The sequence below is a fragment of the Pleurocapsa sp. PCC 7327 genome, assembly GCF_000317025.1.
Lineage (GTDB): Bacteria > Cyanobacteriota > Cyanobacteriia > Cyanobacteriales > Microcystaceae > Hydrococcus.
Genome location: NC_019689.1, coordinates 816,902 through 837,672, shown reverse-complemented (window position 1 = coordinate 837,672; position 20,771 = coordinate 816,902). Strand labels below are relative to the sequence as shown.

The 20,771-nt window shown below is 47.0% G+C and carries 20 protein-coding genes and 1 pseudogene; 12 read left to right on the top strand and 9 right to left on the bottom strand.

Annotated features, from left to right (window positions below; genetic code table 11):
* Window positions 1-61: 61 nt before the first annotated feature.
* A complete protein-coding gene (locus tag PLE7327_RS03720) occupies window positions 62-616 on the top strand; it encodes a peroxiredoxin (RefSeq protein WP_015142523.1) in 555 nt (184 codons plus the stop codon).
* A gap of 11 nt (window positions 617-627) precedes the next feature.
* On the opposite strand, the gene PLE7327_RS03715 is transcribed toward PLE7327_RS03720, so the two are convergent.
* The 4 genes from PLE7327_RS03715 to PLE7327_RS03700 form a co-directional block, all read right to left on the bottom strand.
* Window positions 628-1,239, bottom strand: a complete 612-nt coding sequence (locus PLE7327_RS03715; protein WP_041391833.1) for a precorrin-8X methylmutase — start codon at window positions 1,237-1,239, stop codon at window positions 628-630.
* Between the two features lie 110 nt (window positions 1,240-1,349).
* Window positions 1,350-2,156, bottom strand: a complete 807-nt coding sequence (locus PLE7327_RS03710) for a TPM domain-containing protein (RefSeq protein ID WP_015142521.1) — start codon at window positions 2,154-2,156, stop codon at window positions 1,350-1,352.
* A gap of 113 nt (window positions 2,157-2,269) precedes the next feature.
* Entirely contained in the window at window positions 2,270-2,743 is a 474-nt protein-coding gene (locus tag PLE7327_RS03705; RefSeq protein WP_015142520.1) for a hypothetical protein, read from the bottom strand.
* An 11-nt stretch (window positions 2,744-2,754) separates the two neighbouring features.
* Window positions 2,755-3,102 carry a YtxH domain-containing protein gene (locus PLE7327_RS03700; protein WP_015142519.1) on the bottom strand — a complete coding sequence of 116 codons (348 nt, stop codon included), beginning with the start codon at window positions 3,100-3,102 and terminating at the stop codon, window positions 2,755-2,757.
* Between the two features lie 515 nt (window positions 3,103-3,617).
* On the opposite strand from PLE7327_RS03700, the gene purH reads away from it, so the two are divergent.
* A complete protein-coding gene (purH, locus tag PLE7327_RS03695) occupies window positions 3,618-5,168 on the top strand; it encodes a bifunctional phosphoribosylaminoimidazolecarboxamide formyltransferase/IMP cyclohydrolase (protein WP_015142518.1) in 1,551 nt (516 codons plus the stop codon).
* Between the two features lie 320 nt (window positions 5,169-5,488).
* Window positions 5,489-5,665, top strand: a complete 177-nt coding sequence (gene rpsU / locus PLE7327_RS03690; protein WP_015142517.1) for a 30S ribosomal protein S21 — start codon at window positions 5,489-5,491, stop codon at window positions 5,663-5,665.
* A gap of 63 nt (window positions 5,666-5,728) precedes the next feature.
* On the opposite strand, the gene PLE7327_RS03685 is transcribed toward rpsU, so the two are convergent.
* Window positions 5,729-6,598 (bottom strand): fructosamine kinase family protein, encoded by an 870-nt coding sequence (locus PLE7327_RS03685; protein ID WP_015142516.1) that lies wholly within the window; start codon window positions 6,596-6,598, stop codon window positions 5,729-5,731.
* Between the two features lie 100 nt (window positions 6,599-6,698).
* A complete protein-coding gene (locus tag PLE7327_RS03680; RefSeq protein ID WP_015142515.1) occupies window positions 6,699-8,006 on the bottom strand; it encodes a pitrilysin family protein in 1,308 nt (435 codons plus the stop codon).
* Window positions 8,007-8,398: 392 nt separating this feature from the next.
* On the opposite strand from PLE7327_RS03680, the gene PLE7327_RS03675 reads away from it, so the two are divergent.
* From PLE7327_RS03675 to PLE7327_RS03665, 3 genes are read left to right on the top strand one after another with little or no spacing between them, the layout of a single operon-like run.
* Window positions 8,399-9,352: a Ycf66 family protein gene (locus PLE7327_RS03675; protein ID WP_015142514.1), complete on the top strand. Its 954-nt coding sequence runs from the start codon at window positions 8,399-8,401 to the stop codon at window positions 9,350-9,352.
* A 50-nt stretch (window positions 9,353-9,402) separates the two neighbouring features.
* Window positions 9,403-9,939 carry a TolB family protein gene (locus tag PLE7327_RS03670; RefSeq protein ID WP_041392744.1) on the top strand — a complete coding sequence of 179 codons (537 nt, stop codon included), beginning with the start codon at window positions 9,403-9,405 and terminating at the stop codon, window positions 9,937-9,939.
* Window positions 9,936-10,460, top strand: coding sequence for a TolB family protein (locus PLE7327_RS03665; protein WP_015142512.1), 525 nt, complete (start codon window positions 9,936-9,938; stop codon window positions 10,458-10,460). Before PLE7327_RS03670 ends, PLE7327_RS03665 begins: the two co-directional genes overlap by 4 nt.
* A 1-nt stretch (window position 10,461) precedes the next feature.
* Here the strand turns inward: PLE7327_RS03665 and PLE7327_RS03660 are convergent.
* Window positions 10,462-11,562 (bottom strand): annotated as a pseudogene (locus PLE7327_RS03660) (precorrin-8X methylmutase).
* A 292-nt stretch (window positions 11,563-11,854) separates the two neighbouring features.
* Here PLE7327_RS03660 and PLE7327_RS03655 point away from each other — a divergent pair.
* The 3 genes from PLE7327_RS03655 (at window position 11,855) to PLE7327_RS03645 (ending at window position 16,049) form a co-directional block, all read left to right on the top strand.
* The gene (locus PLE7327_RS03655; protein ID WP_015142511.1) at window positions 11,855-13,732 is read left to right on the top strand and encodes a DNA-directed RNA polymerase subunit gamma; all 1,878 of its coding nucleotides are present in this window, start codon (window positions 11,855-11,857) and stop codon (window positions 13,730-13,732) included.
* Window positions 13,733-13,966: 234 nt separating this feature from the next.
* Window positions 13,967-15,256, top strand: a complete 1,290-nt coding sequence (locus PLE7327_RS03650; RefSeq protein WP_015142510.1) for a response regulator — start codon at window positions 13,967-13,969, stop codon at window positions 15,254-15,256.
* Window positions 15,257-15,266: 10 nt separating this feature from the next.
* Window positions 15,267-16,049, top strand: coding sequence for an ABC transporter ATP-binding protein (locus PLE7327_RS03645; RefSeq protein WP_015142509.1), 783 nt, complete (start codon window positions 15,267-15,269; stop codon window positions 16,047-16,049).
* A gap of 5 nt (window positions 16,050-16,054) precedes the next feature.
* Here the strand turns inward: PLE7327_RS03645 and PLE7327_RS03640 are convergent, their stop codons facing one another.
* Complete coding sequence (locus PLE7327_RS03640; RefSeq protein WP_015142508.1) at window positions 16,055-16,426, bottom strand: hypothetical protein; 372 nt, start codon at window positions 16,424-16,426, stop codon at window positions 16,055-16,057.
* A 33-nt stretch (window positions 16,427-16,459) separates the two neighbouring features.
* On the opposite strand from PLE7327_RS03640, the gene PLE7327_RS03635 reads away from it, so the two are divergent.
* A complete protein-coding gene (locus PLE7327_RS03635) occupies window positions 16,460-16,684 on the top strand; it encodes a hypothetical protein (protein WP_015142507.1) in 225 nt (74 codons plus the stop codon).
* Between the two features lie 128 nt (window positions 16,685-16,812).
* Here the strand turns inward: PLE7327_RS03635 and ctpC are convergent, their stop codons facing one another.
* Window positions 16,813-18,111 (bottom strand): carboxyl-terminal processing protease CtpC, encoded by a 1,299-nt coding sequence (gene ctpC / locus PLE7327_RS03630; protein WP_015142506.1) that lies wholly within the window; start codon window positions 18,109-18,111, stop codon window positions 16,813-16,815.
* 360 nt (window positions 18,112-18,471) lie between these two features.
* On the opposite strand from ctpC, the gene PLE7327_RS03625 reads away from it, so the two are divergent.
* Both PLE7327_RS03625 and ftsZ read left to right on the top strand, forming a co-directional pair.
* Window positions 18,472-19,287, top strand: coding sequence for a cell division protein FtsQ/DivIB (locus PLE7327_RS03625; protein WP_015142505.1), 816 nt, complete (start codon window positions 18,472-18,474; stop codon window positions 19,285-19,287).
* A gap of 232 nt (window positions 19,288-19,519) precedes the next feature.
* Complete coding sequence (gene ftsZ / locus PLE7327_RS03620) at window positions 19,520-20,770, top strand: cell division protein FtsZ (RefSeq protein WP_015142504.1); 1,251 nt, start codon at window positions 19,520-19,522, stop codon at window positions 20,768-20,770.
* Window position 20,771: the final 1 nt, after the last annotated feature.

Below are 20,771 nucleotides of genomic sequence, written 5' to 3'. Positions count from 1 at the left end.
ACGAATCCTGGCGGCGAGAGAGACTCGAGGAGTATATTTGGAAAAAAGGTGAATCGCTATCATGTCTCGACGTACTTTCTTTACGCTTATACTAGCAAGCTGTCTTGTTTTTCTCGGTTGGTATCAGTCAATTCCCAGCGCCCTAGCCTTGGGCGGTCAACAGCCTCCCCTCAACCAACTTGCCCCAGATTTTACTTTGCCTTCCAATACAGGCGATGGCAACGTCTCTCTATCTGACTATCGAGGCCAATGGGTTGTCCTGTATTTCTATCCCAAAGACTTTACTCCTGGCTGCACGCTAGAAGCCCGTCGCTTCCAAGAAGATCTGCCGAAATACCAAGCCAGAAACGTTCAAATTCTCGGAGTTAGTGTCGATGATGTCGATTCCCACAGCGAATTCTGCGACTCAGAAGGTCTCAAATTTCCTCTGCTTGCCGATACAACGGGTGAAGTGAGTAAAGCGTATGGTTCTTGGCTGGGTTCGATGTCTGTTCGCCATACTTACTTAATCGATCCGCAAGGGATTTTGCGGGAGCGCTTTTTGGGAGTTAGACCTGCCATTCACAGTGCTGAAGTGCTAGCCCGTCTCGATGAATTACAGGCAGCTAACTCGTGAGTGTTAAGATTCTATTGCCCATAAATCTGCCAAGCTAAATCGATTAATCCATTGACAATGGCTACTGCCACCACGGAACTCCCTTTGCGACCATCAGCGCTGATGTAGGGAATTGAAGACGCTTTTAATTGGGCTTTTGCTTCATCTACGCCAATAAAGCCCGATGGCGTGCCGATCGCCAAAGCAGGTTTAATCCCATTTTGCTTGACTAATTCGACCAAACCTGCTAAGGCAGTCTGAGATTGTCCGATAACGAAAATTGCTTCTGGATAGCGTCTGGCTAAGGTTTCCATCCCCCAGGCTGTCTGTGTCTTTTCTTTTTGAGGTCGAGTACTGGTTTCCATGCTGCAATAGACTGGATTGGCAAAGGTTTTTTGCAAGTTCGTCAAGATTCCGACCTGCACCATTGGTACGTCAACGATTATGGTGGTGCGGGCAGCTAAAGCGGCTGCTCCTACCTGAAGTGCCTTCTCAGAAAATCGAATCAAAGACTTATATTCAAAATCAGCCGTTGCGTAAATAACGCGACGCACTATTTCATATTCAGCAGGAGCTAATTCTGTATCGCCGATTTCGCTGTCAACGATCGCCAGACTTTGCGCGTCTGTTACGTGCCATTCCATCATGAATTATCGGTTATCTGCTATTCGTTATCGGTAGGGGCGATTGGCAAATCGCCCGTACAGTTATCTTAATGGCTAAGCCATCGCCGCTCGCCATTCATTTTGATTCCTTAAGTTTTTGAAGCAGTTGGTTGATTGACTAGCGGCGAGAGATAGGCAACCAATCCTCCGAGCGCAAAACCGATGACGTTGCGAAAGAGCGGCAACCAATCCGAAGTCCGGCTGACTACCGGTCCAATGCCAAAAGAAATAAATAAAATCCCCCACAGCGGCGACATAATCAAAACCCATTGCCAAGCAAATTTTTGTCCTTCTTTGCGGGGAATTGCTGCCAGTCCGCAAACGATCCCGCCTGCGATTGAAGTAGCGAGCGTGAGAATCCACTGTTCCCTCGGCAGTCCGGGAACGACGCGACAGCCTCCTCTAAGCAAACAATTTTCAACGGTTTCTAAGGATTGGGCGATCGCGTTATTTTCGCCATTGTCTCGCACGAAGTACATATTCCCGAAACGAGCTTGTAATTCGATCCAGAAGGTACGAGGCAGGAGTTCGTAGACAGCATCGCCGATGCTGAAAGCCAGCAGATTTCCTCCCCGCCCGTCAGCGACTAGGAGGATGCTTTTATCGTCCAGCCCCCAGAAATTAATTACTGCTCTTCCGGGAGAGCGCTCGTACTGAGTCAGTACCCTGAGTTTCCAGCCAGTCTGCGCCTCAAACTCATTGATATGTTTAATCAAAGATTCTTCCTGAAGTTTGGGAAGGTAATTGGCAAGATCGACCACGGGAGTAACCGTATCGGGCAATAGCTCTGGATTGTTGACCGCACGCGCTGGGGCTGGGGCAACGACCCAAGTCAATAAGGTTAAACAACAGGCGACTATAATGATTGAGAGCCGCTGAATCCAAGAATTTTGCATGGCAATTTTGACTAAAGACCTTAAATTAAACCCTGAGTTTCTTTACACTTGTTTACTTTATTTTAAGATTACTGATATTAAGTCGGAAGTCAAACCATCGAAGCTAGCAATGTTTACTCTTTGTCTTGTGCCTCTCGCTCGGAGCGCGAGCGATCGCGAACCTCAAACGGTGCTTGTACAGAAGGGTTTAAGCGCTCGCTCGAACGATTTTTCCGACGATTAGGATAGCCATTCCAGGTTTGCCAGGCTGCTTTTACGCCAGCGACGACGCTATGAGTCCCTATTTGGACTTTACTAATCTGCTTTCTGGCACTGCTAAGGCTGAGATCGACTTGCTTGACAACGCCGGAGGCGCTTTTAACGCCATCATTGATATCGTCCGTCAGCTCGCTAATTTCCAATCCCGTCAAACGAATGGCTTCGAGCGTCGGTGGAAATTCTCGTCTGAGAGTATCGAAGAGTTTTTCCGCACTGCGAGCTGCCCGTGCGAGTTCTTGCAAAGCGGGGAGGGCAGCAATCAATACAGCCGTCAAACTGACGGCTACCAGTAAAATGGAAAGTCCAAGCCAAAATATGGGATCGCTCACGCTTTAGTAGCCTATAAATGATGATTTTCTGAGGAATTAGTATCGACGGTAACTTGGCGAGGTTGTTGGCGTTCTTGCGCTTCTATCTGGCTGGCTTCAATCCCAGCCGCGATCGCTTCTTTAAGACGACCAAGCGTCTCATTCCAGTTTCGCATAGCCGACTCCGATAAGCGATCGGCTTGTAGTTGTACGCTCGTAGATAGATCTTCTGCTAACTCTGGCAGAGCATCAGCCGATTTCTTTAAAATTCGTCGCGTTTCTTTGCCAGAACGCGGGGCGATTAACAGTCCCGCTATCGTACCAATCGCACCACCCACTAGCATTCCTGCCAGAAATGCTCCTCCATTACCTTTTTTCATTTTCTCGCCTCTATGCTTAACACCAATTTTATGCAGATTTTCGCACTAAGATGAGCTTTTACTGAGAATTAGTTTTCCTTTCTAGAAATAACGCTCTCTCCATTCCCCAGCCACCCCCATTTCCTATCCCCCATCTTCCTCAAATTTTTTGTCTGGCAACGCTTTACAGTCGCTCGCGTTCCTATGGCCATTTAAAGATTCGCTATAAACCAAAGCCATTATTTTTTATTAGTTATTATAGCGCTTGTAAAAATGCAACTTAAATGCACAAAATATACTTCGTTTAAAATTTTCAATTTTTTCTAAAAACTGCAAGATCGATCGAGAATAACTAAAATAAATTGCAATTATCACTAAAAGTTTTGATTTAAATCAAAGAGTCTTTTGAAGATATTAAAAAACTCATACTGATTTCCTAGAATTTTTAAGACTTTTTTAGTTTTCAAGATTTAGTAAAGTCTATAGTATTAGCTGGGATAATTATCGATCGCTAATACTAAGGAGATAGTTTTGTTATGGCACGTTTAGCGCTGCTCAGTGTATCTGATAAGACGGGGCTGCTCGAGCTGGCCCGTCAACTGGTAGAAGAGTTTGGATTTGAGTTAATTAGCAGTGGAGGAACTGCCAATGCCCTAAAAGCAGCAGGATTGCCCGTTACCAAAGTAAGCGACTACACGGGATTTCCAGAGATTTTGGGAGGAAGAGTCAAAACCCTTCATCCTCGCATCCATGGGGGAATTTTAGGGCGGCGAGATGTTCCCGATGACGTGGTAGATATGGAAGCGAACCAAATCCGTCCTTTAGATTTGGTGGTAGTAAATCTCTATCCTTTCGAGCAGACAATTTCCAAACCCGATGTAACCGAGCAACAAGCGATCGAGCAGATTGATATCGGAGGTCCAGCAATGTTACGCGCGGCGGCGAAAAACTTCGCCCATGTGACAGTTTTGTCTAATCCCAAACATTATGATTTCTATATTCAGGAATTACGCCAAAATAATGGAGACACTTCCCTAGCGTTTCGTCGAAAAATGGCAGAAGAAACCTTTGCGCTGACTAATGCTTATGATGGCGCGATCGCGTCTTACTTTGCCAGTCTCGCCTCAAAAGCAGAAAGTTCCCTTCCAACTCGTTTCAGCCTTACTGGAGAAGAATTACAATCCCTCCGCTACGGAGAAAATCCCCATCAAAGCGCCAGTTGGTATAAAACCGGAACGCAACCGTCAGGATGGGCAGCCGCGACAAAATTGCAAGGAAAAGAACTCAGTTACAATAATCTGGTAGATTTAGAAGCCGCACGGCGCATTATCGTCGAATTCGACCCTAAAGAACCCGCCGCCGCTATTCTCAAGCATACCAATCCCTGCGGCGTGGCTGTCGGAACGACGCTAGCCGAAGCCTATCAAAAAGCTTTCAATGCCGACTCTACCTCGGCTTTTGGAGGAATTGTCGCACTCAATCAACCCATCGACGCTGCAACAGCGAAAGCACTGACCAAAACATTCTTAGAATGTATTGTAGCGCCGGGATGCGAGTCAGAAGCCCAAGAAATTCTAGCCACAAAATCCAATCTGAGGGTGTTAATTCTGCCAGATTTCAAAAGCGGTCCCAAATACACAGCAAAAGTAATCGCAGGGGGAATTTTAGTCCAAGCGTCTGATGATGTTATCGATAGTCCCGATAGTTGGCAAATCGTCACCCAAAAGCAACCCACTCCAGAACAAATGGCGGAATTGCTGTTTGCTTGGAAAGTCGCCAAGCACGTTAAATCCAATGCTATTGTTGTAACCAAAAATCGCGCGACCTTGGGGGTCGGAGCCGGACAGATGAATCGCCTCGGTTCGGTTAAAATTGCCCTCGAACAAGCGGGAGAGAAAGCCAAAGGCGGATTTCTAGCTAGCGATGGATTCTTTCCCTTTGATGATTCGGTGCGGACGGCTGCCACAGCTGGAATTGTAGCGATCGTTCAACCGGGAGGTTCTTTGAGGGATAAAGATTCTATTGAGGCTGCCGACGAGTTAGGGTTAGTGATGGTGTTGACTGGCATCCGTCATTTCTTGCATTGATGTTGTTGGAAAATCGAGAGTCGTATAGACAATATCCGCCGTGCAATGGCGGATTTAGTCGATGGAATGTCTGTATGAGAATAGGGAAAACCTCTCTCTCTCAATTTCTCAGAGATTAATCGTCTCGTGTTAAGATTGCAGAGGAGAAGAAAAATCAGTATTAAAAAAAGCAAGCCGACTAGAGGTCGGGGGTATCCTATCCTCGACTATTTTTGACGCTTTATGACAATAGCTCGATCGAAACCTTCTCCCAATCGTCAAACAAACAAACATCACCCGCGTTTTTTACTTACAAGTCTAATGTTTTAGGAGGAAACTGAATGACCCAGGTGGTTGTAGGACAAAACGAAAATATTGAATCAGCCTTACGCCGCTTTAAGCGTCAAGTCTCTAAAGCGGGAATTTTTGCAGATATTAAGCGTCGTCGCCACTTCGAGACTCCCATTGAAAAGAAAAAGCGGAAAGCTGTAGCCCGTCGTAAAAAGCGTTTTCGTTAATTAAATAAATGGTTAAATCGGTAATGGGAGTGGTTTGATAACTTAGCAATAACCCATTACCCTTTACTTGCCAGAAAGAATTTGTTGAAGCATTCGATTGGCTTGGGAACCATATCCTCCACCAAAAAGATTGAAGTGATTGAGGATGTGGTAAAGATTGTAGAGGGTTTTGCGTTGTTGATAGCCTTCCTCTAAAGGAAAAACTTCATTGTAGCCGCGATAAAAAGCGGCTGGAAAACCGCCGAAGAGTTCGGTCATGGCAATATCTACTTCGCGATCGCCATAATAAGTAGCAGGATCTAAAATAACGGGTTCTCCCGCATTCGTTACAGCTGCATTCCCCGACCATAAATCGCCATGTACCAAAGACGGTTTCGGAGTTCTATCGGCTAGATGATCTCTGACGACTTCTACCACTTGAAAATAATCGGGAAAACCCCCGCCTCGCCGCTTGGCGAGTTGTAACTGGTAGCCAATGCGGTGTTCGGCAAAAAAATCTGCCCAGTTTTCCGTCCAAGTATTGATTTGTGGCGTTGACCCAATTGTATTATTGCGCTCCCAACCAAACTTAGCAGAACCGCCCGCTTGATGCATAGCAGCTAGTTTGCGACCCATCTGTTCCCAAGCGCGAGTCGTTGGGCTTCCAAATTCGAGCCATTCCATTACGAGATAGCTGGAACGATCTATCACTCCCCAGCAAATCGGCACGGGAACGCGAATCGTTTGAGTTGCCAGCATTTGTTTTAATCCCAGGGCTTCTGCTTCAAACATATCGACCTGGGAGGCTTGATTGAGTTTGACGAAGTATGTCGATCCATTCCCTATCAGTGCATAACCTTGATTGATGCAGCCACCGCTGACAGAACGGCGATCCTTAACCTGAAACTTTTCTCCAGTAACTTGAGAAATGCGATCGGCAATTTGATTCCACATTATTACAAGGCAAAAGGTAAAAGTTAAAAGACAAAAAGTAAGAAGGTAAAAAATTTTTTTCCCTTTTCCTTTTTATTTTTTTCTTCTTAAGCAGTGGGTTTTAAGCAGTGGGTTTCATGACGACTATGCCATAAGCATCCGGATCGAGATAGCGTTGAGCTGCGGCTTGGAGATCGGCAACTTCGAGAGATTGGATATAGGCAGGGTAATTGAGGGCGGGTTCTAAATCTCGCAACTGAGAGTAGTAGTAACCATAGAGATTAGCGCGATCGCTCGGTCTTTCATTGCTAAAAATAAAGCGATTGGCAACCTGGGTACGAATGCGAGCAAGTTCTGCTTCCGTCACTGACTCTGTTTGAATTTTACGAATGTGTTCGGCGATCGCGGCTTCTACTTCAGAAATATTTTCTGTCGGCAATTGGGCTGAAATATAAAAAACGCCCTGTACTCCCTGAGTCATATTGCTCGCCCCCACCTGCGATACCAGTCCTCGCTCCTCTCTGAGATCCCGAAATAGCCGAGACACCTTACCCTGTCCTAAAATGACCGCCAAAACGTCCAGCGCATAGGTTTGGGAGAGAGCCGTCAGTCCGGGAACTCGCCACGTCATGACCAAACGCGATTGTTGTAGGCTATCATCGACGAATTCTCGGCGCACGATGTCTCTAAAAGGCGGTTCGGGAGTTAAAAATTGCGAACTCTGACTTGGAACTTCTCTACAGACGCCTCCTCCGGGGTCTCGACAACCTCCGACTTCTAAAAATCCTTTTGCCACAATATCGATCGACTCCTCTACAGGCAGATTGCCCACGACAACAGCCGTCATTGATTGGGGGCGATACCAGTAGGCGTGAAAGTCTCGCATTTGTTGAGGGGTTAACTTCTTGATAACTGAAGCAGAACCCAAAACCGGACGGCGATAGGGCAAGCTTTTAAAACAGGTTTCCATGGCTCTGTAAAAAGTGCGACGACGGGGATTGTCCTCCGAACGACGAATTTCTTCTAGCACCACCAATCGCTCTCTCTCGAAAGCCGCTTCGGGAACGCTGGGGTTAAGGATGACATCTAACTGCAATGGAGCCAGTTCGGCAAAATCTCTGGGAGCCGTCGTGATGTAGTAGTGGGTATATTCTTGGCTCGTTGCTGCATTCGTAATCGCTCCTCTTTCTTCGATAAAGCGCTCAAACTCTCCACTTCCGAGTCGGGGAGTTCCCTTAAACACCATATGCTCTAAAAAGTGAGCCATCCCGTTAATTTCGTCTGCTTCCATGACCGAACCCACATTGAGCCATACATTCAGATTCACGGCTTCTACCGGCATCTGTTCGGCTATAATTGTCAAGCCATTCGGCAGTTGACAAATTTTTGGCATAGTTAGCGTTGGAGATTTGAGCAAAATAGAGGTCATGGGCGATTTATCATTTTGTCCTTACTTCTCTATCTTAAAGAAACCGCGCGGGAATTCCTATCCCCATTAGAAATCATCGAAAACCTCGCAGGCAGGAGTTTAAAAATGCAGTAGGTTGAGCCAGGGGAAAGTCCAGTCAAGTTAAAAGCCCAGACCGTACCCGATCGGGTCAATGTCGGTAGTTCGCATATCGCCTATAATTGATGTGCGAGCATTAAGTCCCGTTTCAGAGGGATTTTTTCTAAACCGATTCCAGGCTAGAAGTCATGTCTATCCTCGCCTATAGTAATCTAACGCTATAGCGAAGGTTTCCAAGCCAGAGAGGCAAGTGTTCCGGAAATCGGAGAAAATCCTCGGCACTTAGGGCCAAAAAAGAAGAACGGAGAGCGATAATGGTTAATTTTGGGCTGAACTCAGCCGCTATATTGGGAATTTTTCTGGCAGTCGCTGGAGTAGGACTTTATTTCGTGCGCTCCATTCGTCCAGAACTGTCGAGAGACTATGATATCTTTTTTGCTGCTGTCGGCTTGTTGTGCGGTCTGATTTTATTATTCAATGGATGGCGGCTCGATCCCATTCTCCAATTCGGTCAGTTTCTCCTAACGGGAACGGCAATCTTTTTTGCGGTAGAGGCAGTGCGCTTGCGCGGCGCGACGGTAGAGCAAGCCAAACGCAATACGCCAATTGTCGAAAAGCGTCCGGTTAGTAAAACTCGCGTCTATACAGAAGCCGAGTTAGATCGTCTAGAACCTTACGAGGAAGAAGATTATTCCGAAGGTAAGCGCCGCAGCTTAAGAGGTTCTGAAGAGGCTCGCTCTAGCCGCACTTCGAGCTACGAAACCGAAGAACCCCGCTCTCAAAGAAGCCGCCGCTCGTCTGAACGCTACGACGAATACAGAGAAGCTTCCCGCAAGCGTCGCCCTCGTCCGACTGCCGAACCGACAAGCAGTCATTACGACGTTTGGGAAGATACGCAAGAGAATTGGGAAGAAAAACCCCAAGCCACTCGTCCTCGCCGTCCTCGTCGAGAAAGTGATGTTTCCCAAAGCTATTCCGCGCCTCCGAGAAAACGTCGTCCGCGTCCTTCGGATCTAGGCGGAACTCCCTATGAAGATACGGAATCCATTCCTACAGATTATGTGGATTATCAACCCATAGACGAGTCAGAACGAGAGCGTCCCGATTGGGAGCGGGAGTCTGCTCAATCTAGATCGGAGAGAGAGCCAGAGCGCGAGCTGCGTAATACTTCTGAGGGGATTCGCAACTCTCGCGGCACCGACCTAGGCGAATCCTACTCCGACGAAGAAGTAGAAAATCGCGATAATCCCATGCGATTCGATTACTGATTGCGATCGCAGTGACACGTTCTACTTCAATCGTTCATTTTCTTCGCCCGATTACCTGGGGAGCGGCAGGGATTCTGATTGGCTTGCTGGCATCTTGCGGCATCGCTCCTCGTCAAGTGGGTCCAGCTACTCTCAATAGTCGTTATAATGACGAGCAGCCAGCGTTAAGCGGGGATGGTCGCTGGCTGGCTTTTGTTTCCAATCGCAATGGAAGCAATCAAATTGTACTCTACAATCTCCAAGAGAAGCGATATGACAATCCTTCAGGACTCAACCGCAGCGATGTTGTTGCTGAAAGTCCCAGTCTGAGCCGTACTGCTCGCTATATCGTTTATATTGCCAGCCTTCAGGGACGACCAGATATCGTTCTATACGACCGAATAACCAGGCGTTCGGAATTGGTAACTCAAGGGTATCGCAGTTGGGTGAGAAATCCCCAAATTAGTCCAGACGGTCGCTATATTGTGTTTGAAACCTCTCGTCGAGGACAATGGGATATCGAAGTGCTCGATCGCGGTCCTTTAATCGAGTTAGATATTCCAGATGGCACTCCAGTAGAGAACCCTCAAAAAAATCTACCAACGTGAAGCGCCCTGTCTTAGTTTTAATTGTTGTTCTGACGAGTTTGTTAAGCAGTTGTACTGGCTATCCCCGCTTCCTTAACTTTCCCTTCGATCCGGGGGGACGAAGTTTGAATAGCCCCAACTCGGAATTATCTCCTCAAGTGAATGCACCGTATATTGTTTTTGTGTCGGATCGCAATGGTTCCCAAGATGTCTATCTGTTTGACGCTCGCAGACGGCAACTCATCGATTTGCCGGGACTCAATTCCCTCGATGAGATTGCCTCTCATCCTGCAATTTCTGAAGACGGTCGCTATATTGTTTTTGCAGGAAGCCGTCAGGGACGAGCGGATATTTATCTCTACGATCGCGAAACGCAGCAAAAGCGAAATTTAACGGAAAATTTGCCAGCAGAAGTGAGAAATCCAACCATTAGTACCGATGGTTCCCGGATTGCCTTTGAAGTCGCTAAAAACGGTCAGTGGGATATTTTAGTTTGCGATCGCAACGGACAGCCGCTCAATATTCCCGGCAATGCCAGATAATTTATCGACTGAGATAGCAATGACAGTCAGGTTTTTCTAGCAAAGATTCGGCTAAGGCATTGAGGGCAGTTGCCGCTAGTAAACCGCCTCCCAAAGATCCCTCAACCGTTATGTAAGGAACGCTAGAGAGCATTAAACGACGCTTGGCGGCGGGAGCGTGGCTAAAGCCAATTGGCATGCCGATGACTAAAGCGGGTTGTAATATTCCTCGTTTGCTCGCTTCTAAGGCAGATAGAAGAACCGAAGGCGCATAGTCGATGACTAAAATGCATCCCGGCTCGAATTGCCAAGGATTTAACTGCTGTTGCTCCCGTCAGAATTGGGTTTCGGCATCAGTAGCACTGATAACGTGAGGGTTAGAAATTAGGGTTTCGACGGTGCAATTGAGATGTTGCAGGCGAACGCGATCGAGCGCGCGGACAACGGCAGGAATGTCGCCAACGACTTGACAGCCAGTTTTGAGGCGATCGCGTGCCGCTGCGATCGCGCTTTGTCCCACTCGCACGAAGTTGACCAAACTGACATCGCCGCTGGCTAAGACTAATTTTGAAAGCAAATCGACTTCAATCTTAGAACGATTAGATAAATCGGGTGATAATTGTTGTAGGGATTCGCTAAAAACTTCTGGATGATTATCTGCGGCAACGTCCCAACTCTGCCACAGCTTTTCGATCGTATCGAGTCCGTCGGCGGTTTCTATTTTTAAGTGCCGCAGTTGGGCGAGAGCTTCTGCTTGCACTTGTTGACAATGGCGATCGCGTCCCAATAATCCCTCTAACGCCGATGCCGTGCGCCGCAATCGCGTCAATTTTTGGATGACTAACTGATACTGCTGTTGTAGGATCGAACTGAGAGTATCACCCTCAGAAGATTCCTCTTCTAATAATTTGCGAATATGGGATAGCTGAAATCCTTGTTGTTTCAGTGCCATGATGCGCTGGAGACGCTGTACGTCTTCTGCACTATAGAGTCGATAATTGCCCTCGCTGCGCTTGACTTCTGGTAGCAATCCAGAGGCATGATAGCGTCTCGCCATCCGAGGAGTTAACCCGCCGCCAACGGCTTTTGTCAGGTCTTTGATGGTTAAATAGCGATCGCTCATGCCAATGTTAGTATATTCGTAGAATTTTCGCTTCGCACAGCTTTACTCAATAACGCGATCGCAAGCCAACTTGGTTTTTCGGATTTTTATCGAGCGCGCGATCGCTTCTGTCATTTGGAAAGAATTAATTGTATAATCTTAGAGCCTATGTTAGGTTTATAGGCTATTTATTTGTGGTTGGATCTGAACTCAGTTTAGTTATTAGTTAACAGCAAAGCTCGCAGAAGTCGCGACGCTCCTTCAATTGCTCTCACAGCCTCAAACTAGAATCTCACCAACAGAAAGAACAGTAATGAGAACTCAAGTAGAACAACGGTTTGACTACGTTAAGATTGGGTTGGCTTCTCCAGAGCGGATTCGTCAGTGGGGAGAAAGAACGTTACCCAATGGCGTAGTCGTCGGAGAAGTTACTAAACCCGAAACTATCAACTATCGAACCCTAAAACCCGAAATGGACGGGCTTTTTTGCGAGCGCATTTTTGGTCCGTCCAAAGACTGGGAGTGTTGGTGCGGTAAGTACAAGCGAGTGCGTCACCGGGGTATCGTTTGCGAACGCTGTGGGGTAGAAGTTACCGAATCCCGCGTCCGCCGTCACCGCATGGGTTTTATCAAGCTAGCGGCTCCAGTAACTCACGTATGGTATCTTAAAGGCATTCCCAGCTATCTCAGCATCCTGCTGGATATGCCCTTGAGAGATGTAGAGCAGATTGTCTATTTCAATGCCTATGTCGTTCTCAACCCCGGCAATGCAGCTAACCTCACCTACAAGCAACTGCTCACGGAAGATCAATGGCTAGAGATTGAAGAGCAAATCTATGCCGAAGACTCCGAACTCTACAATATCGAAGTCGGTATTGGTGCTGAGGCAATTCAACGCCTACTCCAAGAAATAAATTTAGAAGAGGTCGCCGAAAAACTGCGCGAAGAAATCATCGAGAGCAAAGGACAAAAACGGGCGAAGCTCATCAAACGCTTGAGGGTGATCGACAACTTTATCGCCACCGGCTCTAAACCGGAATGGATGGTGCTGAGCGTGATTCCCGTAATTCCGCCCGACCTGCGTCCGATGGTGCAACTCGATGGCGGTCGCTTTGCCACCTCCGACCTCAATGACCTTTATCGACGGGTGATTAACCGAAACAACCGCCTCTCGCGCTTGCAAGAAATCCTCGCGCCAGAAATTATCGTCCGCAACGAGAAGCGGATGCTACAGGAAGCGGTTGACGCTCTTATAGACAACGGACGGCGCGGTCGTACCGTAGTAGGGGCAAACAATCGCGCCCTCAAATCGCTCTCGGACATTATCGAAGGAAAGCAGGGTCGTTTCCGCCAAAACCTACTCGGAAAGCGGGTTGACTACTCCGGTCGCTCCGTGATCGTCGTCGGTCCCAAACTGAAAATTTATCAGTGCGGTTTGCCTCGCGAAATGGCGATCGAACTTTTTCAACCCTTCGTGATTCATCGCCTCATCAAGCTGGGAATGGTCAACAATATCAAGGCGGCGAAGAAGCTGATTCAACGAGGCGATCCCAGCGTCTGGAACGTTTTGGAAGAAGTGATTACGGGACACCCAGTTTTACTCAACCGCGCCCCAACCCTTCACCGCTTGGGGATTCAGGCATTTGAACCGATTTTGGTAGAAGGTCGTGCCATTCAATTACATCCGTTGGTCTGTCCTGCTTTTAACGCTGACTTTGACGGCGACCAAATGGCGGTTCACGTTCCTCTGTCTCTGGAATCTCAATCTGAGGCACGCCTACTGATGCTGGCTTGTCATAACATTCTCTCTCCAGCAACGGGTCGTCCTATCGTCGCTCCCTCACAGGATATGGTGTTGGGATGCTACTATCTGACGGCGGAAAATCCTAAGGCTCAAAAAGGCGCAGAACGGCATTTTGCTAGCCTCGACGATGCTTTAAAAGCTTACGACCAAGGATATGTAGACCTGCACGCTTATATTTGGGTACGCCATAACGATGAAGTAGAGACGGAAGAACCGGATACAGAAGTTCTCAAGATAGAAAAACTCGATGATGGCAGCGTCATCAAACACTATCGAGAGCGCAAGGTCAGAGAAAGCGCTGACGGACAAATGCTCTCTCAATTTATTCGCACTACGCCGGGTCGGATTATCTATAACAAGACTATCCAGGATGCGCTGGCAGTCTAACGAATAGAAACTCAATTGTTGGTGATTGGCGATCGCGAGCGAATATTGTTGTATCCTAGCGATCGCCAGTTTTTATTGGCTATTGCCGGACAGTCGTGCGTTTCTACCGATTTTAAGATAGGAAAAAGTTGGGTACAGGCAATTTTTTTATTGTGCTGTTAGATTTTGGTCATCGCAGGGAATTATACAGAAAACGGTAGCTGTCATCGCAATAATCGTTAGGACTCCTCTATTATGAACCCCGCAATAATTGACCAATTTCCGGCTGAAAACGGTCGAAACCAGCAAAATGTTTCTCCTATCAAATTATTAGAACAGATATCTAGCTCTCAAGCTAATGGATATTTACGAATCTCTCACAATTCAGTAGAGTGGCAGATTTATTTCAATCTGGGAAAATTAATCTACGCTACCCATTCCCTCGACCCTTTCGAGCGCTTAGAACGTCATTTACGTCGTTTGAGCGACGAAATTCCTACGCTGACTAGCGCCGTTCGCACCCAAGCCAGAGTGAACTTTGAATCTGAATCGCCAAGCAATCCCAATATCTGCCCGGATTATTTAGCGATCTGTTGGCTAGTCGAGCAAGAGCATCTCAAACCAGAACAGGCAGCCGAGTTGCTTAAAAATATCACTCAAGAAGTGTTTGAGTCCTACTTATTATTACAAGAGGGCGCTTATCAATTCATCTCTAATAATGAAAAGTACCCTAAGTTTTGCCGTTTTGAAGTACAGCCTTTTGTTGAAGAATGTCAGCAAAGGTTAAGCTGTTGGCAAGCTATGAGTTCTGCGATCTCGTCGCCAGAACAGCGTCCCTATTTTGTCAGCCTAGCTCACGCTCAACAGAAACTTCCCCCCGACAAAGGCGAGAAACTCAGCAAGCTTTTGAAAGGCTTTAGTTTTCGTCAGCTTGCCGTTTTGACTAAAAAAGACGAGCTAAGATTGGCGCAAGGGCTTTATCCTTTGATTAAAGATAAATTCGTTGTCTTGCGCGATCCTCAGCCTCCTTTCGATCGCCTGCCCAAAATTCCGACTCTTGATAGTGCATCAATTTTTGTTTCCGAGCCGACGATTGTCAAGCCAACTCAGGAAACTTCCGCTAAGAACACGCTCTCTAATATTACGTTAGCTGGCTTGCCCCAAGTAACAGGAGTGCAAAAAACCTATAAAGTTATTTGCATTGATGATAGCCCGACTATTTTGAAAGAAATTAACCGCTTTTTAGAAAATTACGATCTCGAAGTTCATGCAATTAACGATTCCGGTAAAGCGCTCAGAGAAATTATCCGCATTAAACCCGATATGATTTTGATGGACGTTGGCATGCCAGGGATCGATGGCTATAAACTTTGTCGCCTGATCAGAAATCATTCCCTGTTTCAGAATACGCCAATCGTCATGGTAACAGGCAATACAGGTTTGATCGATCGCGCTAAAGCGAGAATTGCAGGAGCGACAGATTATATGACTAAACCATTTACTCAAGCAGAGTTAGTCAAAATGGTTTTTAGATATTTAACATAACCAATCTCCAATGCCAATAGAAACTCAACATCTTGCGGGTGGATACGATACCAAGCCAGTCGTTCGCGACATCAATCTCGCACTACGAACGGGTGAATGGCTGAGCTTGGTAGGAGCCAATGGTTCTGGAAAATCGACTTTTCTGAAACTTCTCTGCCGCATCCTCAACCCGACAGGAGGCATCGTTCTTTTGGATGGAAAAGCTGTACGCGATTTACCTCCTAACGTTGTCGCCCAAAAAATGGCAATTCTACCGCAACAGCCAACGATTCCTGTGGGGTTAAGCGTCTATCAATTGGTGAGTTTGGGGAGAACGCCCCATCAACCTTGGTGGCGATGGGAATTAGATGCCCAGGATCGACAAAAAGTGGACGAAGCGATCGCGCAAACCCGACTCGAAGACTATCGCGATCGCCCGGTAACTCATTTATCGGGTGGCGAAAGGCAAAGAGCCTTTCTTGCTCTAGCACTCGCCCAAGATCCCAAAGTTTTACTGCTCGACGAGCCGACCACCTATTTAGATATTAATTATCAATTGCAGTTGCTCGAACTACTAAAGCGACTTAACGAGGAGCAAAAACTGACAATTATTACCGTCTTGCACGATATCAATTTAGCGGCACGCTACAGCGATCGCTTGGCCTTGCTAAAAGGGGGCAGCCTTTACACCGTCGGCAAGCCAGCAGAGGTTTTAATTCCAGAGACAATCGCTCAAGTTTTTGGCGTTCGCGTCGCAGTCATCAAAACGCCCGTCGGACTCCAGATTTGTCCCCTGGCTCCCGTCGGTTCGTAAAACGGTTATTTAATCCACTTCCACAAAGGATGGCGCGATCCTATGGCGTGAATTTTTCTGACCTCTTTCTCCAATCGCCGCTTTTCCTGGACAGAAAGTCCACCAAACCGATGATTGCTTTGCCAGACTAAAACGGCTGCTGTTACTCCGATACAAAAAGCCAGACAGAGAGCGGGAATGCGATTGAAGGCGATCGCGTAGCGAACGGCAACCCAGGTAAAATGTTCTTGCCAGAGGGGAATTTCTTCTCGCAATCCCCAGATTCCAAAACTTCCCAGCGTCATCCAACAACCCACGACAAACAACCACCTCGTGCAAACAGTTAGCTGGTATAACCGCTGCACTTGCTTTTTCAGGTTAGGATCGAGGTTAGCCATTAATTGTCGATCGTTTTGCTATTCTCCACAGCAATGAGTAATACAACTCACTGGTATATTGTTAAAACACAAGATGGTCATTGTCAAATTGTTGCCGCCGACAATGATGCAGGCAACGCAACCGCGCTCGAGAGCGTCGCGCCAAACCTTGACCGAGTTTTAGACGTTCGAGAAAAATGGGGACCTTTTCTTTCTCAAGACGAAGCGATCGCTCGTCGGGTTGGACTGATTCGAGCTGGCAAATGCCAACCCCGTTGACAGTTATCAGTAGGAGTGGGTTAATTGTTAACATAATCGCTCTTCCCCAATAGCGATAAATTCCAACCCGCCCTTACAGCGACCGGTGTGGATGCCAGACGTTACATCCGTGCAGAGCTATCGGGTCGCTAATTGCTTGATTGATTAGTCGCTTGAGGAGCTGGCGTTTTTTTGGCAATCTCTTGCTTGAGAACGTCAAATGCCTTGACAAATTGAGGATCGTTAAACGTTCCAATTTGAGTGCGATCCTTCTGTAGGGTTTTGCGCTGTTGGTCTGACAACTCATGCACGACGTTGGGATCGATGCCGTGTTTGTTAATATCCCGACCACTTGGGGTTAAATATTTGGCGATCGTTACAGCTAATCCCGAACCGTCTCCCAATCCGCGTACCGATTGAACCAGCCCTTTCCCAAAAGTCTTGGTTCCCACTACAATGGCACGCTTGTTATCTTGTAAAGCACCAGAGAGAATTTCGCTAGCACTTGCCGATCCTCCATCCACTAACACGACTAAAGGTTTATCGGTTAGGGCACTGCCGTTAGCTCGTTGCCGTTCGACTTCTCCTTGTCGATCCACCGTCGATACGATCGTTCCCTCATCGAGCCACATCCGAGCGATGTCAATGCTAGAGTACAACAGACCGCCAGGATTAGACCGTAGGTCGAGCATATAACCTACTACCTTTTGTTTTTCAAAGTTTTGAATTGCTTGGCGCATTTCCTCGCTAGCTTGAGCACTAAACTGAGTCAGGCGAATGTAACCAATTTTTCCGGCTGGCGTATCTTCAATGTGAGCGCGTACTGGATGAATTTCGATTCGTGCTCTAGTGAGAGGATAATCAATTTCGCGATCGCCTCGCTTGACGGTAATGGTGACTTGAGTATCGGGCTTTCCTCGAATCAGCTTCACGGCTTGATCGACTTCCATTCCCTTGGTACTTTTGCCATCAATTTTAACAATGACATCTTTTGCTAAAATTCCTGCTTTGTAGGCTGGAGTATCTTCTATCGGAGCTATGACTGTCAGCTCGCCTGTTTCCTCATCTTTTGCCAGTTGAATGCCTACTCCCGTCAATTCTCCAGAAGTATCGATTTGCATGTTTTGGAACTCTTCTGGATCCATAAATCGAGTGTAGGGATCGCCAAGTTTCTCCAGCATTTCCCGAATAGCTTTGTATGCTTGTTCTTTGTTAGCATACTCTCTCCCTAAGTACTCGTTGCGGATAGCTCGCCAATCTACCTTATTAAATGTGCCATCGACATAGGTTCGATTGATGATTTGCCAAACTTCATCGACTAACTCTTTCGGGCTTTCCTGAAAAAATGCTTGACTTTGTGAAAGGCGAAGACCCGCTCCCGTTACGGCGACTGTTGTCAGTACGACTGCTGTAGCGCCCAGAACAAGTCCGCGTTTTGTAATGACCATAAGCCTAATCGTGTGCTGGTGGAGGATTATCTATTTTAGAACGATCTTAACGCTAACTCTGGCGTAGGAATTATAATCGGGCAACAATCTTATCAATTAAGATTTCCTACTGAAATGCGATCGCTTCCCAAGCTAGGACAAATCGCTAATTTGTTTTGTAAAACATCGTCGTGTTTGTTTTGTTAGATTTTTTGTTAAACGTACATTTTAATCTATTTATAACATTGGTTTCTCCAATCTTATATTGCGTTTTTAAAAAAAGTCTGGAAAAGTTTTAACGGAAACCAAACTTTTTGGTAGGCTTAATTGAAATATTGTATAGGGGTTGGCTCCGACCTCGAAAAAAAAATGAGGTGAGCAATGACAGATATAGCATCTGTTTCCTCAGCGCAGTTAAAAAGTCGTCGGCAAAAACTGCAAGGCAGAAGAAGATTGAAGGCTTTACAAGCAATTTGGCGTTTTTGTGCGATCGCGGCTACGGCTGGCGGTTCGCTGTGGATCGTCACATTGCCCCAATGGATAGTCGGCAAACAATCGCTGGAGATAGTAGGAAATCGATTGGTTTCTCAAGAGCAAATTCGCGAGCTGATTCCTCTAGAAAAACCTCAGTCCGTCTGGCAACTGCCAACGCAACAGATTATCGCCCGACTCAAAGCCACGCCTCCCATCGCCGACGCTGAAATTACCCGTCAAATTCTGCCGCCTAAATTGACCGTCGAAGTAACCGAACGTCAACCCGTAGCCGTTGCCGTATCCGGTCGGGAAGTCGGGTTTATAGATGCCCAAGGCATTTTTATCCCTAAAAGCTTCTACGAGCAAGCGGGTCAAAATTGGAAAGTCCCAACGCTTAAAGTCATTGGTTATCGGGATCTCTATCGCCAGCAGTGGACGCAATTGTATTCGCTCGTCGCTCGTTCTCCTGTAAAGGTTCTAGAAGTCGATTGGCGAAATGCTAACAATCTCGTTCTCAACACGGAGTTGGGGACGGTTTATTTTGGTTCCTTTACCGAACGATTTCCCGAACAATTATCGGTTTTGGCTCAAATGCGCCAGTTGCCATCGCGAATTCCCAGCGCTCGAATGACTTATATCGATTTGAGCGATCCAGCTTTCCCTACCATCCAACTAAACTCGCCAAAAAGCGATCGCCAAGATCCCTCTTCTGTTAGGAACTAATAACAATATTGTCTGTCCGATAACTTTAGAGCAAAGTCTCTTGACAAAGTGCAAATAAGATTTTTAGTCTAAAAGCGTAACGTTAAGAAAAATAGAAATAACTTTCTAGATGAGAAATAAAGTTATATAAATTACCTGAGGGTTAAACCTCACAAGATTAGAAATAGGGTAAATAGGTTTACTCCTAACCGTCGAATCCTTAAAATTTGTGTATAAACTTTTCCCGATTGCAATGACACTTGATAATGAATTAAGACCGATCCATCAGAGCTTAAATAGTATTAGCGAACCTCCAGCAAAAGAGGATAATCACTATCCCCTCAACTCGGCTGGGTTACCCTTGTATCGAACCGAGCGGATCCCTGGGAAACCTAGGGAAGAATTTAGGAGTGACCAAATCGTGCCAAGTAACGTTGCCAAAATCAAAGTCATCGGTGTTGGCGGAGGTGGATGCAATGCCGTCAATCGCATGATCGAAAGCGGCGTTTCTGGAATTGAGTTTTGGGCAATTAATACGGATGCCCAAGCCCTATCGCAATCAGAAGCTCCCCAACGCTTACAAATCGGACAAAAATTGACCAGAGGTCTCGGCGCTGGAGGCAATCCGGCAATTGGGCAAAAAGCGGCTGAAGAATCGCGCGAAGAAATCGCCCATGCCCTAGAAAACACCGACCTGGTTTTCATCACGGCAGGCATGGGAGGAGGAACTGGGACGGGAGCTGCTCCGATCGTCGCTGAAGTGGCAAAGGAAATAGGCTGTCTGACGGTTGGGGTGGTCACTCGTCCTTTTACCTTTGAAGGTCGTCGCCGCAACAGTCACGCAGAAGAAGGCGTTAGCAACTTACAAAGCAGAGTCGATACTCTGATTGTCATTCCCAACAATCAATTGCTTGCGGTCGCTAATGCGGAAACTCCCATGCAAGAAGCCTTTCGGATGGCTGACGATATTCTGCGGCAAGGGGTGCAAGGGATCTCGGATATCATTACGATTCCCGGGCTGATCAACGTTGACTTTGCCGATGTCAGAGCGATTATGGCAGACGCGGGTTCGGCATTGATGGGGATCGGCATAGGCACGGGTAAATCGAGGGCAAAAGAAGGCGCGATCGCAGCGATTTCTTCTCCCCTACTAGAGTCTTCTATTGAAGGCGCTAAAGGCGTGATTTTAAACATTACTGGCGGTCACGATTTGACCCTGCACGAAGTTAATGCGGCGGCAGATATTATCTATGAAATCGTCGATCCCAACGCTAACATTATTTTCGGGGCGGTAATCGACGAGAAAATGCAGGGCGAAATCCGAATTACGGCGATCGCGACCGGATTTTCCGGCGAAATCCAAGCTGGTGCGAAAAGTCAAGTGAGGACAACCGTTAATCCAGTCAATCCAACGACACCTCAACCCGAACCAGAACCACCACCGAATAAGCCGGGCGGTTTAGACATTCCTCCGTTCCTGCAAAAACGGCGTTTTCAACGCTAGA

Coding starts and splice junctions, on each gene's coding strand:
- PLE7327_RS03720 (WP_015142523.1), top strand. CDS start 62: ATGTCTCGACGTACTTTCTTTACGCTTATACTAGCAAGCTGTCTTGTT.
- PLE7327_RS03715 (WP_041391833.1), bottom strand. CDS start 1,239: ATGGAATGGCACGTAACAGACGCGCAAAGTCTGGCGATCGTTGACAGC.
- PLE7327_RS03710 (WP_015142521.1), bottom strand. CDS start 2,156: ATGCAAAATTCTTGGATTCAGCGGCTCTCAATCATTATAGTCGCCTGT.
- PLE7327_RS03700 (WP_015142519.1), bottom strand. CDS start 3,102: ATGAAAAAAGGTAATGGAGGAGCATTTCTGGCAGGAATGCTAGTGGGT.
- purH (WP_015142518.1), top strand. CDS start 3,618: ATGGCACGTTTAGCGCTGCTCAGTGTATCTGATAAGACGGGGCTGCTC.
- rpsU (WP_015142517.1), top strand. CDS start 5,489: ATGACCCAGGTGGTTGTAGGACAAAACGAAAATATTGAATCAGCCTTA.
- PLE7327_RS03685 (WP_015142516.1), bottom strand. CDS start 6,598: ATGTGGAATCAAATTGCCGATCGCATTTCTCAAGTTACTGGAGAAAAG.
- PLE7327_RS03680 (WP_015142515.1), bottom strand. CDS start 8,006: ATGACCTCTATTTTGCTCAAATCTCCAACGCTAACTATGCCAAAAATT.
- PLE7327_RS03675 (WP_015142514.1), top strand. CDS start 8,399: ATGGTTAATTTTGGGCTGAACTCAGCCGCTATATTGGGAATTTTTCTG.
- PLE7327_RS03655 (WP_015142511.1), top strand. CDS start 11,855: ATGAGAACTCAAGTAGAACAACGGTTTGACTACGTTAAGATTGGGTTG.
- PLE7327_RS03650 (WP_015142510.1), top strand. CDS start 13,967: ATGAACCCCGCAATAATTGACCAATTTCCGGCTGAAAACGGTCGAAAC.
- PLE7327_RS03645 (WP_015142509.1), top strand. CDS start 15,267: ATGCCAATAGAAACTCAACATCTTGCGGGTGGATACGATACCAAGCCA.
- PLE7327_RS03640 (WP_015142508.1), bottom strand. CDS start 16,426: ATGGCTAACCTCGATCCTAACCTGAAAAAGCAAGTGCAGCGGTTATAC.
- PLE7327_RS03635 (WP_015142507.1), top strand. CDS start 16,460: ATGAGTAATACAACTCACTGGTATATTGTTAAAACACAAGATGGTCAT.
- ctpC (WP_015142506.1), bottom strand. CDS start 18,111: ATGGTCATTACAAAACGCGGACTTGTTCTGGGCGCTACAGCAGTCGTA.
- PLE7327_RS03625 (WP_015142505.1), top strand. CDS start 18,472: ATGACAGATATAGCATCTGTTTCCTCAGCGCAGTTAAAAAGTCGTCGG.
- ftsZ (WP_015142504.1), top strand. CDS start 19,520: ATGACACTTGATAATGAATTAAGACCGATCCATCAGAGCTTAAATAGT.